Source organism: Actinotalea solisilvae (assembly GCF_016464425.1).
Classification (GTDB): Bacteria; Actinomycetota; Actinomycetes; order Actinomycetales; family Cellulomonadaceae; genus Actinotalea; species Actinotalea solisilvae.
The window spans coordinates 11,565-27,439 of the sequence record NZ_JADDKQ010000001.1 but is presented as its reverse complement, the minus strand read 5'-3'; the positions used below and the strand labels follow the sequence as shown (position 1 = coordinate 27,439).

At 74.8% G+C, this 15,875-nt stretch carries 15 protein-coding genes; 7 read left to right on the top strand and 8 right to left on the bottom strand.

The window, feature by feature from the left end:
* Positions 1-16: 16 nt before the first annotated feature.
* Both lgt and JIG38_RS00120 read right to left on the bottom strand, forming a co-directional pair.
* Entirely contained in the window at positions 17-904 is an 888-nt protein-coding gene (gene lgt, locus JIG38_RS00125) for a prolipoprotein diacylglyceryl transferase (RefSeq protein ID WP_199421483.1), read from the bottom strand.
* A 151-nt stretch (positions 905-1,055) separates the two neighbouring features.
* On the bottom strand, positions 1,056-1,688 hold the full coding sequence (locus JIG38_RS00120; RefSeq protein WP_199421482.1) for a GrpB family protein: 633 nt from the start codon (positions 1,686-1,688) through the stop codon (positions 1,056-1,058).
* 295 nt (positions 1,689-1,983) lie between these two features.
* Between JIG38_RS00120 and JIG38_RS00115 the strand changes: the two genes are divergently transcribed.
* The gene (locus tag JIG38_RS00115; RefSeq protein WP_199421481.1) at positions 1,984-2,394 is read left to right on the top strand and encodes a YciI family protein; all 411 of its coding nucleotides are present in this window, start codon (positions 1,984-1,986) and stop codon (positions 2,392-2,394) included.
* On the top strand, positions 2,391-3,536 hold the full coding sequence (locus tag JIG38_RS00110; protein WP_307844373.1) for an RNA polymerase sigma factor: 1,146 nt from the start codon (positions 2,391-2,393) through the stop codon (positions 3,534-3,536). Before JIG38_RS00115 ends, JIG38_RS00110 begins: the two co-directional genes overlap by 4 nt.
* Before the next feature lie 9 nt (positions 3,537-3,545).
* On the opposite strand, the gene JIG38_RS00105 is transcribed toward JIG38_RS00110, so the two are convergent.
* The 4 genes from JIG38_RS00105 to JIG38_RS00090 form a co-directional block, all read right to left on the bottom strand.
* Positions 3,546-5,939 carry an ATP-binding cassette domain-containing protein gene (locus tag JIG38_RS00105; RefSeq protein WP_199421479.1) on the bottom strand — a complete coding sequence of 798 codons (2,394 nt, stop codon included), beginning with the start codon at positions 5,937-5,939 and terminating at the stop codon, positions 3,546-3,548.
* 60 nt (positions 5,940-5,999) lie between these two features.
* A complete protein-coding gene (locus JIG38_RS00100) occupies positions 6,000-6,407 on the bottom strand; it encodes a VOC family protein (RefSeq protein ID WP_199421478.1) in 408 nt (135 codons plus the stop codon).
* A gap of 5 nt (positions 6,408-6,412) precedes the next feature.
* Positions 6,413-6,877: a helix-turn-helix transcriptional regulator gene (locus JIG38_RS00095; RefSeq protein WP_199421477.1), complete on the bottom strand. Its 465-nt coding sequence runs from the start codon at positions 6,875-6,877 to the stop codon at positions 6,413-6,415.
* A 78-nt stretch (positions 6,878-6,955) separates the two neighbouring features.
* Positions 6,956-7,525, bottom strand: a complete 570-nt coding sequence (locus tag JIG38_RS00090) for an MOSC domain-containing protein (RefSeq protein WP_199421476.1) — start codon at positions 7,523-7,525, stop codon at positions 6,956-6,958.
* A gap of 35 nt (positions 7,526-7,560) precedes the next feature.
* Here JIG38_RS00090 and JIG38_RS00085 point away from each other — a divergent pair, with 35 nt between their 5' ends.
* From JIG38_RS00085 to JIG38_RS00065, 5 genes are all read left to right on the top strand, one after another.
* The gene (locus JIG38_RS00085) at positions 7,561-7,911 is read left to right on the top strand and encodes an iron chaperone (protein WP_199421475.1); all 351 of its coding nucleotides are present in this window, start codon (positions 7,561-7,563) and stop codon (positions 7,909-7,911) included.
* Positions 7,912-8,206: 295 nt separating this feature from the next.
* Entirely contained in the window at positions 8,207-8,560 is a 354-nt protein-coding gene (locus JIG38_RS00080; RefSeq protein WP_199421474.1) for a hypothetical protein, read from the top strand.
* 181 nt (positions 8,561-8,741) lie between these two features.
* Positions 8,742-9,275 carry a heme-degrading domain-containing protein gene (locus tag JIG38_RS00075; protein ID WP_199421473.1) on the top strand — a complete coding sequence of 178 codons (534 nt, stop codon included), beginning with the start codon at positions 8,742-8,744 and terminating at the stop codon, positions 9,273-9,275.
* Positions 9,275-11,386: an ABC transporter ATP-binding protein gene (locus JIG38_RS00070; protein WP_233404101.1), complete on the top strand. Its 2,112-nt coding sequence runs from the start codon at positions 9,275-9,277 to the stop codon at positions 11,384-11,386. The genes JIG38_RS00075 and JIG38_RS00070 overlap by 1 nt, the downstream gene beginning before the upstream one ends.
* 301 nt (positions 11,387-11,687) lie before the next feature.
* Positions 11,688-12,032 carry an RNA polymerase-binding protein RbpA gene (locus JIG38_RS00065; protein ID WP_199421472.1) on the top strand — a complete coding sequence of 115 codons (345 nt, stop codon included), beginning with the start codon at positions 11,688-11,690 and terminating at the stop codon, positions 12,030-12,032.
* A gap of 206 nt (positions 12,033-12,238) precedes the next feature.
* Here JIG38_RS00065 and lnt read toward each other — a convergent pair whose 3' ends face one another.
* On the bottom strand, positions 12,239-13,825 hold the full coding sequence (lnt, locus tag JIG38_RS00060) for an apolipoprotein N-acyltransferase (RefSeq protein ID WP_307844370.1): 1,587 nt from the start codon (positions 13,823-13,825) through the stop codon (positions 12,239-12,241).
* Between the two features lie 373 nt (positions 13,826-14,198).
* The gene (locus JIG38_RS00055) at positions 14,199-15,857 is read right to left on the bottom strand and encodes an amidohydrolase (RefSeq protein WP_199421471.1); all 1,659 of its coding nucleotides are present in this window, start codon (positions 15,855-15,857) and stop codon (positions 14,199-14,201) included.
* Positions 15,858-15,875 lie beyond the last annotated feature (18 nt).

Below are 15,875 nucleotides of genomic sequence, written 5' to 3'. Positions count from 1 at the left end.
CTGCGCCGGCGCGCCGCTACGCGTGGTCGGCGGGCGCCTCGTCCGGAGCCGTCGGCTGCGGCTCGTGGCCGGGGGAGTGGACGGACGTCTCCGGCTCGGGGTGGCGTTGCCGCTGGACGACGACGATCGCCGCGCCCACGGCGATCGCGGCGATCGCGCCCCACACGTTCGCGGGCAGGCCGAGGGGAGTGACGCTCGTCGGGTCGATGCGCAGCAGCTCGAGCCACACGCGCGCGGCGCCGTACCAGACGAGGTACGCGCCGAAGGCGGTGCCCCAGCGCAGCCTGAACCGGCGCTCCAGCACGAGGATCACGGCGACGCCCAGGAGGTTCCAAAGCATCTCGTAGAGGAACAGCGGGTGGAAGAGCGTGCCGTCCGGCAGGTCGTCCGGGAACGCCGGGTTGGAGGCGGGGATCTGGAGGCCCCAGGGCAGCGTGGTGGGGCGGCCGAACAGCTCGTGGTTGAACCAGTTGCCGAGGCGTCCGATCGCCTGGGCGAGGAGCATCGCGGGCGCGAGGGCGTCCGCGAACGACCAGAACCGGATACCCGTGCGCCGGCAGCCGATCCACGCGCCCACGGCGCCGCCGAGGAGCGAGCCGAGGATCGCGATGCCGCCCTCCCAGACGTACAGGACGCGCAGCGGGTCCTGCCCGGCGCCGAAGTAGTCGCCGTAGTGCGTGAGCACGTGGTAGATCCGCGCGCCGACGACGCCGAAGGGGACGGCCCACATGACGATGTCGAGCACGGCGCCCTCGTGCCCGCCGCGCGCCGTCAGGCGGCGCGACGTGAGCCAGGTCGCCGCGGCGATGCCCGCCAGGAGGCACAGGGCATAGGTGCGGATCGTCAGCGGACCGAGGGAGAACGCCGACCACGCGAGGTCGGGGCTCGGGATGCCGAGGCGCATGCGTGCACCCTAGGTCAGCCGGGGTGCCGCACGGAGCCGCCGCCCCGCGTCGGGGTCAGGCGAGCACACCCCGTGCCGCCGGCGGCGCCGTCCTCCATGTCGCGGTGTGCGCGGAGGCGCGGGGTGCCTGCCCGGATCACGGCCCGTGTGGTCAGCGGAAGCCGGCCGCCTCGAACGCGCGCTGGTAGATCTCGAGGATCACCGCCTGCTTGCGCGCGTTGTAGTCCATGACCAGCTGCCCGGGGTGCTGTGCCGCCTCACGCTTCATGTCCCCGTACCGCTCACGGTCGGCAGCATCCACCCGGAGCCAGTCCCGGAAGACGACGTGCTTCACGAGCTCGGGACTGTCCGGACCGAAGACGTGCAGGTTCGCCGCCACCCCGGACACCGGGGACGCACCCTTTCGATGCCCCGGGGCCTTCCCGGCTTGGAGGAGCCGGTGCTCGTGCCACCACGGCTCGCGCACCGTGAGGACGAAGCCCAGCGCCTCCAGGCGCGGCAACCAGACCCGCTCGTCCGCCGGATCGGCGACGGTCAGGTCGAGGTCGATGACCGGCTTCGCCGCAAGACCTGGCACGGACGTCGAACCGACGTGCTCGACACGGATCGCACGCGTCCCCAGCGCGTCCGTGATGCGATGACGGAGTGCGTCTGCATGCTCCGGCCACCGGGGGTCGTACGCGACGATCTCGATCGCCGACGGGGCGGGCTCGACGACCCACGGGCTCGCGCCCGCCGGCACGGGCGGCTCCTCGAAGCTCAGGATCTCTGCAGTGGACGGCACGGTCCCAGTCAACCCCACGCCCAGTCGACCCCACGCCCCAGGCGCGACCTCGACCGGCAGGCCGAGGGAGGGGATGCCCCGCTGCAGACGGGGCGATATCCAGCCCGAGTGACATAATGTCCCTTATCGGCGTAGCGACACCAGACATGGCCATGCCGCCGGGACCCCGCGGAGCGGCGGTGCCGCTACGCCTCCCACGACGTCGTGCCCGCGCCGATGTCGAGAACCGCGGCCCGGCGTCGTCCCAGAGACGTGCGTGGCCATACTGGTCACGCCGGACCGGACGGAGACACGCATGGCCAAGTACCTCATCCTCAAGCACTACCGCGGCAACCCCGAGCCCGTCGTCGACGTGCCGCCCATGGACCAGTGGCCGCCGGCGGCCGTGGACGCCCACATCCAGTGGATGGTCGACTTCGCGCGGCGCCTCGAGGAGTCCGGCGAGTTCGTCAGCCACCAGGCGCTCTCACCCGAGGGCGCGTTCGTGCGGTACGGCGGCGACGGCAGGCCGCCCGTCACCGACGGACCCTTCGCCGAGACCAAGGACCTCGTCGCCGGGTGGATGATCATCGACGTCGACTCCTACGAGCGCGCCGTCGAGATCGCGGGCGCCTACTCGGCCGCGCCCGGACCGGACGGCGAGCCCATCCACGAATGGCTCGAGCTGCGGCCCTTCATGGGGTCGCCGACGACCGTCGAGGCGTGAACGAGGCCCTGCTGCGGGACATCGTCCCCGCGGTGACCGGTGTCCTCGTCCGTCGCGGGGCCGACTTCGCGACGGCCGAGGACGCCGTGCAGGAGGCGCTGCTCCGCGCGCTCGCGACCTGGCCCGCCGACCCGCCCGCCGACCCGAAGGGCTGGCTCGTCACGGCCGCGTGGCGCAAGGTCCTGGACCTCATGAAGGCCGACGGCGCGCGGCGCGCGCGCGAGCTGCGCGTCGCGACCGAGCCGCCGCCGGGCGCCCCGCCGGAGTCCGACGACACCCTCGCGCTCTACGCGCTGTGCGCCCACCCGTCGCTGACCCCCGCCTCGGCGGTCGCGCTCACGCTGCGCGCCGTGGGCGGCCTCACCACGCGGCAGGTCGCCGAGGCGTACCTCGTCCCCGAGGCGACGATGGCCCAGCGCATCAGCCGCGCCAAGCGGACCCTCGCCGGGGTGCGCCTCGGCGAGCCGGGCGACCTCGCGACCGTCCTGCGCGTCCTCTACCTGATCTTCAACGAGGGCTACAGCGGCGACGTCGACCTGGCGGACGAGGCGATCCGGCTCACCCGCCGGCTGCGTGACCTCACCGACGACGCCGAGGTCTCCGGCCTGCTCGCCCTCCTCCTGCTGCACCGGGCGCGGCGCGAGGCCCGCACCACGCCCGACGGCGTCCTCGTGCCCCTGGCCGAGCAGGACCGGTCCCGGTGGGACCGCACCAGGATCGCGGAGGGCGTCGCGGTCCTCCAGGCGGCGCTTGCGCGCGACCGGCTCGGCGAGTACCAGGCGCAGGCCGCGATCGCCGCCCTGCACGCCGACGCCCGGACGTTCGAGGAGACCGACTGGGTCCAGGTCGTCGAGTGGTACGACGAGCTCTGGCGGCTCACCGCCAGCCCCGTGGTCCGGCTCAACCGGGCCGTGGCCGTCGGTGAGGCGGACGGCGCGCGGGCCGGGCTCGCCGCCCTCGCCGACCTCGACCCGGCGCTCCCCCGGTACGCCGCCGTCGAGGCGCACCTGCGCGAGCGCGCGGGCGAGCTCGCGGCCGCGGCGCGGCTCTACGCGGACGCCGCGCGCGCCGCCCGGGACGTCGCCGAGCGCGACCACCTCACCCGGCAGGCCGCCCGGGTCCACGCGCTGCTGCGGCCCTGACCTGCCCGCTCACGCGCCGACGTAGGCGGCGAGGTGCTGGCCCGTGAGCGTCGACCGCTGCGCGACGAGGTCCGCGGGCGTGCCCTCGAAGATGACGCGGCCGCCGTCGTGCCCCGCGCCCGGGCCGAGGTCGATGATCCAGTCGGCGTGCGCCATGACGGCCTGGTGGTGCTCGATGACGATGACCGAGCGCCCCGAGTCCACGAGCCGGTCCAGCAGGCCCAGGAGCTGCTCGACGTCGGCCAGGTGCAGGCCCGTCGTCGGCTCGTCGAGCACGTAGACGCCGCCCTTCTCGCCCATGCGCGACGCGAGCTTGAGGCGCTGGCGCTCGCCCCCCGACAACGTCGTCAGCGGCTGGCCCAGGCTGAGGTAGCCGAGGCCGACGCCGACGAGGCGCTCGAGGATCGCGTGCGCGGCCGGCAGCTTCGCCTCACCCTCGGCGAAGAACGCCGTGGCCTCCGTGACGGGCATCTCGAGGACCTGGCTGATGTCCCGTCCGCCGAGGCGGTACTCGAGGACGGCCGCCTGGAAGCGCCTGCCCTCGCACTCCTCGCACGTGGTCGATACGCCGGCCATCATGCCGAGGTCGGTGTAGATCACGCCCGCGCCGTTGCACACGGGGCACGCGCCCTCGGAGTTCGCGCTGAACAGCGCGGGCTTGACGCCGTTGGCTTTGGCGAACGCCTTGCGGATCGGCTCGAGCAGCCCCGTGTAGGTCGCCGGGTTGCTGCGCCGCGACCCGCGGATCGCACCCTGGTCGACGACCACGACGCCGTCGCGCCCCGCGACCGAGCCCATGACCAGCGAGCTCTTGCCGGACCCGGCCACGCCCGTGAGCACGCACAGCACGCCGAGCGGGATGTCGACGTCGACGTCGCGCAGGTTGTGCGAGGACGCGCCCCGCACCTCGAGCGCGCCCGACGGCGTCCGCACGGACGGCTTGAGGGACGCGCGGTCGTCGAGGTGGCGGCCGGTCGTGGTGCCGCTCCCCCGCAGCCCGTCCACCGTGCCCTCGTAGCAGACCGTGCCGCCCGCGGTCCCGGCGCCCGGGCCGAGGTCGACGACGTGGTCGGCGATGACGATCGTCTCGGGCTTGTGCTCGACGACGAGCACGGTGTTGCCCTTGTCGCGCAGCTGGAGCAGGAGCCCGTTCATGCGCTGGATGTCGTGCGGGTGCAGCCCGATCGTCGGCTCGTCGAAGACGTAGGTGACGTCGGTGAGGGACGAGCCGAGGTGGCGGATCATCTTGGTCCGCTGCGCCTCTCCCCCGGACAGCGTGCCGGCGGGGCGGTCGAGCGACAGGTAGCCCAGGCCGATCTCCACGAACGACTCGAGCAGGTGCCGCAGGCCCGCGAGCAGCGGGGCGACCGACGGCTCGTCGAGCTCGGCGACCCACGCGGCGAGGTCGCTGATCTGCATCGCGCAGACGTCCGCGATGCTCTTGCCCGCGATCTTCGAGGACCGCGCCTCGGGCCCCAGTCGCGTCCCGTCGCAGTCCGGGCAGGTCGTGAAGGTCACGGCACGCTCGACGAAGGCGCGGATGTGCGGCTGCATCGCGTCGACGTCCTTGGACAGGAAGGACTTCTGGATCGCCGGCACCAGCCCCGTGTACGTGATGTTGATGCCGCTGACCTTGATCTTCGTCGGCTCCTTGTGCAGGAGGTCGTCGAGCTCCGACGCGCTGAAGTCGCGGATCGGCTTGTCGGGGTCGAAGAATCCCGACTCGCGGAAGATCCGGCCGTACCAGCCGTCCATCGAGTAGCCCGGGATCGTGATGGCACCCTCGTTGAGCGACTTGGTGTCGTCGTAGAGCGCGTGCCGGTCGATGTCGTTGACCGAGCCCATGCCCTCGCACCGCGGGCACATGCCGCCCAGGCGCGTGAACGTCACCTTCTCGGCCTTCGCCTTGCCCGGGCCCTTCTCGACCGTGATCGCGCCGCTCGCGCGCACGGAGGGCATGTTGAACGAGAAGGCGTTCGGCGACCCGATGTGCGGGTCGCCGAGCCGGCTGAACAGGATGCGCAGCATGGCGTTCGCATCGGTCGCGGTGCCGACCGTCGAGCGCGGGTTCGCCCCCATGCGCTCCTGGTCGACGATGATCGCGGTCGTGAGGCCGTCGAGCAGGTCGACGTCGGGGCGGGCGAGCGTCGGCATGAACCCCTGGACGAACGCGCTGTAGGTCTCGTTGATGAGCCGCTGGGAGTCCGCGGCGATCGTGTCGAACACGAGCGAGCTCTTGCCGGACCCCGAGACGCCGGTGAACACCGTCAGCCGGCGCTTCGGGATCTCGACGCTGACGTCCTTGAGGTTGTTCTCGCGCGCCCCCTGCACCCGGATGAGGTCGTGGGTGTCCGCGGGGTGCACCGCGGCCGCCGTCGTACCGGTCGTCGCGACCGTGGTCATCTGGTCTCCCCTGCAGGTCGGGACACGGACGGTGCTGTGCGGGCCGGCGGCGCCGGGCGCTCAGGTGAGGGCGTTGATCCGGACCATGTTGCCCGTCGGGTCTCGGAACGCGCAGTCCCGTACACCGTACGGCTGGTCGGTGGGCTCCTGCACCACCTCGGCGCCACTGGCCACGAGCTTCTCGAAGAGGCCGTCGAGGTCGTCGGTCCCCAGCGCGACCGCCGCGAACGTGCCCTTGGCGATCATCTCGAGCACCGTGCGCCGCTCGTCGTCGGTGACGCCCGGGTCGGCGGCCGGGGGGTGCAGCACGATCGACGTCGGGCTGCCGGGCGGGCCGACGGTGATCCAGCGCTGGCCGTCGAAGCCCACGTCGTTGCGGACCTCGAAGCCGAGGGCGTCGCGGTAGAACGCGAGCGCGGCCTCGGGGTCCGTCTGCGGGAGGAAGGTGTAGTGGATGGTGATGTCCATGGCGCTCACGCTAGGCGCGCCCCGACCGCGCGGGCTTCTCGATTCCTGACCGGTCTGGTGACCTGGCGCGTGACGCACGACGGCATCTCCGGTGGCGTCCGGGCCGCCTCGGCCGCCTGTGCCGCGCGCTCCCGGTAGGTGCTCGGCGGCACACCGACGAGCTCGGCGAAGCGCGTGCTGAAGGATCCCAGCGAGGAGCACCCGACGGCGAAGCAGACCTCGGTGACGCTGAGGTCGCCCCGGCGCAGCAGGGCCATCGCCCGCTCGATCCGCCGCGTCATGAGGTACTGGTAGGGCGGCTCGCCGTACGCGCGCCGGAACTCGCGGCTCAGGTGCCCCGCCGAGAGGTGCACTCCGCGCGCGAGCGCCTCGACGTCGAGCGGCTGCGCGTACTCGCGGTCGATGCGGTCCCGCACCCGCCGCAGCAGGGCGAGGTCGCGCAGGTGCTGGTCGGTCGCCGCGGTGCCCACGGTCGTGATCGTGCCACGTCGCGCGCGACGTGCCCAGCACGGCCGGGCGCGCTCGGGGCAGGCGCTCGACGCCGGCGCTCAGGGCAGCCGGGAGGCCCGGCGCACGACCGCCTCGCCCGCTCGCGCGGGGTCGAGCGGCACCGGGCTGCGGAGCACGGCAGGCCCTCGGTGCAGGACGCCGTCGGTGAGCGGGACGCACCGCAGCCCGCCGCGGCCGCGCATCGCGTGGTGGGCGCCCGGGGCGAGCACGCGGTCCATCCACGCGCACGGGTGCGCGGCACGTCCCGCGCGCAGGCGGACGACGTCGCCGCGCGACTCGATCTCCAGCTCCTCACCGAGCAGGGGCGCGAGCTCCGCACCCCGCAGCACGACGTTGCGTCGCGCGAGCATCGGGTCGAACGGGGACGCCCCGAGCTCGGCGGCGATCGCCTCGAGCCCTTCCACGGCCAGCAGCGTGACCGCCGCGTCCATGTGCGCCGCCTTGCCGAAGAAGCGGTCGCCGACGATGCCCTTGCCCGCCACGACGTCGACGCGGTCGGCGTCCGTGGTCGGCACGTCGGCGGCGCCGTCGCGCGCGCGGCCGAAGTACGCGTGCTGCGGGGACACGAGCAGGTGGAGCAGCTCGACGTCGTAGGCGTACCTCGTCATGCCGCCAGTCTGGGCCACGGGTGCACGATGGGCGCATGGGATCGATCGACGACGCGCTCGCGGGCCTCCCCTCCCCCGCCCGCGAGGCGCTCGCGCACGTGGTCGACGTCGCACGTCGCGTCGTGCCCGAGGCGGAGGACGGCGTGAGCTACGGCGTCCCCGCGCTCCGGGTCGACGGCAAGCCGCTCGTGGGGGTGCAGGCCGCGACGCGCCACCTCGCGGTCATCCCGTTCTCCCCCGGTGCGGTCGACGCGGTGCGCGGCGACCTCGACGGCTGGTCCGTGTCGAAGGGCATGGTCCGCTTCACGGCCGACCGGCCCGTGCCCGACGCCGTGCTCGAGCGGCTCGTCCGCGCTCGCCTCGCCGAGATCCGGCCCACCGGCTGAGGCGACTGCCCGCCCAAGCCCCCCGACCGCGGGCACGCACGGGGCGACGGTCCGCGGCGTCCGGCTACGCCGCGCGGGTGAACGCGCCCGGACGGGGGGACCAGCCCATGGCGCGGCGCGGCGTCGCGGCGTTACGTTTTCGGACATACGGGACATCCGGGACACCGCGGCGACGACGGCGCGGCCTCCCGGGAACGTCCGGCGGAGACGTCGGGCATCACGCAGGCCGCAGAGGGGGCGGTCCGCGGACGACCTTCCTGGGCCACGAGCCCGCACTCCTCTCGAAGGAACAGCGATGAAGAAGTCACTGGCCACGGCCGGCCTCGCCGCCGCCCTGCTCGCCGGGTCCGCCGGCCCCGCCCTCGCCGCGCCGATGGTCGGCCCCAACCAGGTCGCCTACTGGGAGAACCTCGGCTACGGGGACTGCTCGAAGACCGAGCTCCCCGACGGCGTCGGCTCGATCACGCTCGACGCCCTGCCCGCCGGGACCGTCTACACGCTGCTCGTCCTCAAGGCCGGCAGCGGCGACGGCGCCAACGTCGTGATCGAGGACCCGGAGGCCGGGGTCGCCTACGACCACGGCACGGGCAAGGACCTCAGCCACGTCATCGTCTGCACCGACACGGGCATCGTCACGCCGCCCAGCTGAGCGGGTGGCCTGCCCGGCCGAGGCCCGGGCACGCCGTGCGGGCGGTGCGCCGACGACGTCGGCCACCGCCCGTACTGCGTCCCGGCCCGCGGGTGGCCCGGTGGCGGCGGGTGTCGGTGCGGCGGGGCAGGATGGACGGTGCCCGCCCCTCGACGGCGCGGCACCGCCCCCAGGAGGACCCATGGCCGACGCCACCCCGCAGGACACCGCCGAGCTCGACCGCCGCATCGCCGAGGTCGTGGACCAGCAGCGCCGGCTCGTCCTGCCGCGGTTCACCAACGACGACGCCTGGGACCTGGGCTGCCGGCTCGTCGAGCTCGCGCGCGAGCGCGATCTCCCGATCACGGTGGACGTGCGGCGCCACGGGCACGTGCTCTTCCACGCCTCCCGCCCGGGCACCTCGCCGGACAACGACACCTGGGTCGAGCGCAAGGTGCGCGTGGTCGACCGGTTCGGGGCGCCGTCGTTCCTCGTCGGCCTGCGCGCGCGTCGCGCCGGGCGCACGTTCGCGGAGCAGTCGGGGCTGTCCGTCCAGGAGTACGCCGCGCACGGCGGCAGCGTTCCGCTGACCGTCCGCGACGTCGGCCCGGTGGGCACCGTGACGGTCTCGGGCCTCGCCCAGGCGGACGACCACGACCTCGCGGTCGAGGCGCTCGGCTGGCTGTGCGCCCGGCTGGACGGCACGGCCTCCGCGGCCGGCGAGGCGCGGGGCTGATGGTCGAGGCGGCCACCGGCCCGCTGCTGCGCCGCATCGGCGGCCTGCTCAGTCCCTACCGCGGCCAGCTGGTGCTCGTCGCGGTGACGATCGTCGTCGGTGCGGGGCTCGGCATCATCACGCCGTTCCTCACCCAGGCCGTCTTCGACCGGGCGCTGTTCCCGGTCGACGGCACGGGCGACGGCGCCGTGGACCTGCGCCTGCTCGGCTGGCTGGTGTCCGCGATGGTCGCGGTGCCCCTGCTCAGCGCCGCGATCGGCGTCGGGCAGACGTACCTCACGACGTCCGTCGGGAACCGCGCGATGGCGGACCTGCGCGGGCGGCTCTTCGAGCACCTGGAGCGCATGGAGCTCGCCTTCTTCACCGCCACGAAGACGGGCTCCATCCAGTCCCGCCTCGCGAACGACGTCGGCGGGGTGCGCTCGGTCCTCACCACGACGGCCGCGAGCATCCTGTCCAACTCCGTCACCGTCATCGCGTCGCTGGTCGCGATGCTGCTCCTGTCCTGGCAGCTCACCGTGATCTCGGTCGCGCTCATGCCCGTGTTCCTCGTGCTCCAGCGCCGGGTCGGCGCCCGGCGCCAGGTGCTCGCGCGCCGCACGCAGGAGTCGTTGTCCGACATGACGGCGATCACCGAGGAGGCGCTGAGCGTCTCGGGCGTGCTGCTCTCCAAGGTCTTCAACCGGGCGGATGCCGAGATCGCCCGCTACCGCGAGGAGAACGAGCGCCAGGTCGACCTCCAGGTGCGCCAGGCGATGGCAGGCCAGGGGTTCTTCGGCGTCGTCACGGCGTTCATGGCGATCACGCCGGCCCTCGTCTACCTCGCGGCGGGCTTCATGCTGGCGGGCGGCGCCGACGTCTCGGCAGGCACGCTGGTCGCCTTCTCCACGCTCCAGGCCCGGCTGCTCATGCCGATGGTCTCCCTCATGCGCGTCGCGCTCGACGTGCAGACCTCGCTCGCGCTCTTCCGGCGCATCTTCGAGTACCTCGACCTCGTCCCCGCGATCCGGGACCGCGCGGGCGCGCGGTCCCTCGACGTCGCGGCCGTGCGGGGCGGCGTCGAGCTCGCCGACGTGTGGTTCTCCTACCCGCCTCCCCCACGGCTCGTGGCGCCCGCGCCCGAGCCGGGCGGCGGCCACGGGCGCGGCGGCGGCATGGGGCTCGGGGGCGGCCGCGGCGCGATGCTCGGCCTCGCGGCGATGGGTGGCGCGCCGGTCGCGCCCGGCTCCCCCCACACCGCCCCCGCCCCGGCCTCGGCCTCCGTCACCGAGCCGCCCGAGGCCGACCACGACGTCGTCGAGGCCCCGCGCGAGGGCCCGCCGGGTCATCCCGGGCTGCCCCGCGGACGCACGTGGGCCGTGCGGGGCGTCTCGCTGCGCATCGAGGCCGGGCAGCTCGCCGCCTTCGTCGGTCCCTCGGGCGCGGGCAAGACGACGCTCAGCTACCTCGTGCCCCGGCTCTACGAGGTCGACGCCGGCGCCGTGCTGCTCGACGGGCACGACGTGCGCGACCTCACCCTCGCGACCGTCGCGGACGCGGTCGGGATGGTGACGCAGGACCCCTACCTGTTCCACGCGAGCATCGCGGAGAACCTGCGCTACGCGCGGCCCGACGCGACCGACGAGGAGCTGCACGAGGCCGCGCGGGCCGCGAACATCCACGACCGGATCATGGCCTTCGCGGACGGCTACGCCACCACGGTGGGCGAGCGCGGCTACCGGCTCTCCGGCGGGGAGAAGCAGCGCCTCGCGATCGCCCGCGTGCTCCTCAAGGACCCGCGCGTGCTCATCCTCGACGAGGCGACGTCGGCGCTGGACACGTCGTCCGAGCGGCTCGTCCAGCAGGCGCTCGCCGACGTCATGGTGGGCCGCACGACGATCGCCATCGCGCACCGCCTGTCGACCATCCGGCACGCGGACGTCATCGTCGTCGTCGACGCGGGACGGATCGTCGAGCAGGGCACGCACGACGAGCTCCTCGAGCGGGGCGGTCTCTACGCTCGCCTGCACGCCGAGCAGTTCGGTGGCGGCCGGGTCGAGGCCCGCTTCGCCGACGGCGTGATGTTCACCGACGGGGTGGTCCTGGCCCAGCCGGGCCGGCGCGACGCCTGAGCACACCGCCCCGCGCGGCGCCTCGGGCGCGTCCCGTGCGGCGCCACGGTCGCGCGCGGCGGTCGAGTTGCAGGGGTGGCCCGGGCGGGGGACGGTGGGTCCGGACACCCGACGCGGCCCGGACGGAGCGGGAGGGGCCGCGCGGTGCCGGCGGGCTGAGGTCGGCCCGGCACGTTCACCGGACCTTCACCACCGGCCGGAACATCGTCCCGGTCGGGCACGTTGACGCAGAGGACGACACAGACGAGTTCACGGGTGGGGAGCGACCCTCCGCCCGCCCAGCGGCCTAGGAGGTCACGCGATGGCTGACCGATCACTGCGCGGCATGCGCATCGGCGCACACAGCATGGAGTCCGACGAGGGCGTCGAGTTCGCCCCGCGGTTCCAGGCGTTCTACGACTGCCCCAACGGGCACACCATCATCCTGCCGTTCTCCGCGGAGGCCGACGTCCCCGTCGTGTGGGAGTGCCGCTGCGGCGAGGAGGCCCTGCTCCGCGACGCGAGCAAGCCCGAGCCCAAGGCCGGCAAGGCCCCGCGCACGCACTGGGACATGCTCCTGGAGCGGCGCACGGTGGGCGAGCTCGAGGAGCTGCTCGCCGAGCGGCTCGAGCTGCTCCGCGCCGGCAAGCTGCGGCGCTCCGCCTGACCGGCACCGCCTGACCGGCACCGCCTGACCCGCAGGGAACCAGCTCGGGCGGGACGCCAGACGCACGGACGACCCACGGCCGTCGCCCCTCGGGGCGGCGGCCGTTGTCGTCCCGGTCTTCGCGCGCGACGTCGCGGTCTTCACACGCGGCGGGGCAGCGCGCGGCGGGGGCCAGGTCAGCGCCAGTCAGCGCACGCGCGTGCGGGTCAGCGCACGCGCTCGGTGGCGCGCTCGGCGGGTGCGACACGAGCGGACCGCGGCGTGCGTCGCGCGCCGGCGACGCCAGCCACGACGGTGAGCGGGCCGAGGACGCGCAGCACCCACGCGACGGCGTCGCCGTAGCGGGTCGCGGGCGTGAGCTCCGAGCGCAGCGGCAGCGAGGCCACCATCTGCTCGGCCGTGAACAGGCCCGTGCGCTGGGTCGTCACGCCGCTCGGCGTGATGACGGCGCTCACGCCCACGGTCGAGATCTGGACGGTGGCCCGGCCGTGCTCGATCGCCCGCAGGCGGCTCATCGCGAGCTGCTGCGTCGACTCGTCCGAGCGCCCGAACGTCGCGTTGTTGGTCTGGACGAGCAGCACCTCTCCCCCGGCCTGCACCGCGTCCCGGACCAGGTCGTCGTAGGCGACCTCGAAGCAGATGACGTCGCCCAGCCCGACCGTCCGCCCGAGGCGGCCGGACTCGAGCTCGACGAGCCCGACCTCGTCGCCGGGGAGCATGTCGGTGCTCACGCGGTCCACGGCGTCCGAGAAGCGCCGGGCCAGGTCCCGGAACGGGACGTACTCGGCGAAGGGCGCCGGGTGCTGCTTGGCGTACGAGTCGACCGGGCCGAGCTCGGGGTCCCACAGCTGCGCGACGTTGAGCCGGCCCCCCGTCTCGGGGAACTCCTGGGTGCCGACCAGCAGGGGCGCGTCGAGCGCGCGCGCCGCGCCCAGGACGGCCTCGCCCGCGGCGGGGTCGACCCGCGGGTCGATGTCCGAGCCGTTCTCGGGCCACACGACCAGGTCCAGCTCGCCGGGCGCGACCCGGTCGAGCAGGGCGTAGCTGCCGGCCACGTGGTTCTCGAGCACCTCGCGCTGCTGCTGGAACGCGTCGAGCCCGCGGTCGGGGACGTTGCCCTGGACCGCGCCCACCTCCAGGTGGCCCTCCTGGGCCGCGGTGTCGAGCGGCAGGAGCCACCCGGCGCCGACCACGGCCGCGCCCAGCAGGACGTGCCCGCTCGCCGCGCCGACGTCGACCCGGCGCAGCGACAGCAGGGCGATCGCCAGCAGCACGCCGAGGACGACGACGAGCAGCGAGACCAGGGGCGCACCGCCGGCCCAGGCGAACCGGCCCAGCGGCGAGTCGGCCTGCGAGAACGCCAGCCGGCCCCAGGGGAACCCGCCGAACGGGAACACCTGGCGCGCCTCCTCCGCGGCGACCCACAGGAGCGCGAACACGGGCACCTGGTAGCGCGCGGCCGACCAGATGACGGCGCCGCGCCGTGCCCATGCCCACGCGGCGCCGACGGCCGCGACGAACGCCGCCTCGACGACCGAGAGCCCGACCCACGGGATCATGCCGACCGAACCCTGCACCCAGGTGAGGTGCGGCAGGAAGAAGGCGAGGCCGTGCACAAGCCCGACGAGGGCGTTCCAGCGCGCGCTGTCGCGGCCGAGGGCCAGGAAGAGCAGCGCGACGCCGACGAACGTCAGCGGCCACCAGGACAGGCCGGGGAAGCCGGCGTCCACGAGGAGGCCCCCGACCACGGCCAGGAGCAGGGTCGTCGCCCGGCGCGGAGGGGTGAACGGCACGGACCCAGGGTAGTCGCGCGCTCGGCGTGCACCCGAACGGCGTCGGGGCACCGCTGGAGCGCAGGCACCGACCGACTGGCCCGCATGTCCTTCGGACCGGACGGCGGCGACCTGGGGGTGCGTCGTCGTCCGTTGTCTACTGAACATGCGGGCCAAGCCGGTGCCCTCACCCGGGGGCGCTGCCGGGGCCGCCGAGGCGGCCCAGCTCCGCGTCGACCGCGGGGAGGAACATCGGAAACCTACTCGTTCGTCGCGCTCCGTCAAGCGGCCGGAAGTCCTGGTCAGCGCCATAGCCGCAGGTCACCGGGACCGTGATCCGAACGGGTGATGCGCTGATTCGCGGCGTGTCTGCTCGGCGTGTCGCGCCGGTGCCTCAGCCCAGCGCGTCGTGGAGCACGACCCCGTCGCGCAGCGTGCGCAGGCAGACCGGCCGCGGGAGCTCCGGTCCGAGCTCGGGCAGCAGCGGGGTCCCCGCGCGGGGGTCGGTGCTCCACGCCGCGAGCCGTCCGTCGGGCGCCTGGACGGCGAGGCTCTCGGTCCGCCAGAACGCGAGCGTCGCGGGCGCGCCCAGCCGGATCTCCCCGGCGCCGGTGTGGTCGAGGCCCGCGGCCCGCCAGCCGCCGCGCGTGTGCGCGCGGAACGCCGCGCGCGCCGAGATCCGCTGCCCCGCGTCGTGGTGCGTCATCGCGGCGAGCACGGCGCCCCACGGGTCGAAGGGCGTGACGGGCGCGTCCGACCCCAGCGCGAGGGGCACGCCCGCGGCGGCGAGGTCGGCGAGCGGGTTCATCGCGGCCGCACGGCCGGGCCCGAGGCGCTGCGCGTACATGCCGTCGGGGCCGCCCCAGCGCGCGTCGAACGCGGGCTGGACGCTCGCGACGAGGCCGAGCAGCACCATCGCCGCGAGGGCGGGCGCGTCGATCATCTCGGCGTGCTCGAGCCGGTGCCGGCCCGCGCCGACCGCGGCCACGCCCTCCTGGTCCGCCGCGAGCCGCAGGCCGGCGACGACCTCGTCGGTCGCCCGGTCGCCGATGACGTGGAAGGCGGCCTGGGTGCGCGCGCGCGAGACCGCGACGACGTGCGCGGCGACCTGCTCGGCCGTGAGCTCGAGCACGCCCCGCGCCGCCTCCGGCGCCCACCCCGCGGGCGCGTCGGCGTAGGGCGCCCGGAGGGCCGCGGTGCGCGACCCGAGCGACCCGTCGACGCAGAGGTCGCCGCCGACGCCGGTGAGGCCGGGCACCGCCGCGAGCAGGGCCCGCACGTCCTCCTCGGTCGCGCACAGGGCGGCGCGGTAGCCGATCACGAGCGGGAGCCCGCTCGCGGCGTCGCGCGTGCCCGCGAGCAGCGCCGCGAGCCCGTCGACGTCGTCCACGCCGGGCCGGCTGTGCTCGTGCACGGACGCGATGCCCTGCGCCGCGGCGGCCCGGAGCGCCGTCCCGTGGAGGCGGTCGCGGTCCTCGCGGGCCACGGCGGTCACCACGTCGAGCGCACGCTGGTGCGCGGCGCCCGTGACGCGGCCGTCCTCGTGCCAGCCGGGGAGCGCGTCGCAGCCCGTCACGCGCGCGAACGACGACGAGACGACAGCGGAGTGCACGTCGGCCCTCGACAGGTGCACGGGCGCGCCACCCGTGACGCGGTCGAGCTCCTCGCGCGTCGGCGGGCGCCCCTCGGGCCACCCCGTCTCGTCCCAGCCGTGGCCGACGAGGGGCGTCGAGGCGCCCAGGTCGCGCGCGCGGCGGGCGGCGGCCGCGACGGCGTCGAGCGCGGCGCGCAGGCTGGTCACGCCGGCGGCGGGCGAGAGGTCGACGCCCTCGAGCGCGGCCCCGGTCTGGAGCACGTGGGCGTGCGCGTCGACGAACGCGGGCGTGACGAGCGCGCCGTCGAGGTCGACGACCTCGTCCACGCCGTCGGCGACCGTGTGGACCGTGCTGTCGCTCCCCATCCAGGCGACCTGCCCGTCGGAGACGACGAGCGCCTCCGCGAACGGGTCGGCGGACGAGTGGACGACGGCGTTGCGGTAGAGGGTGCTGGCCACGGGCCGAAACTAGCGCAG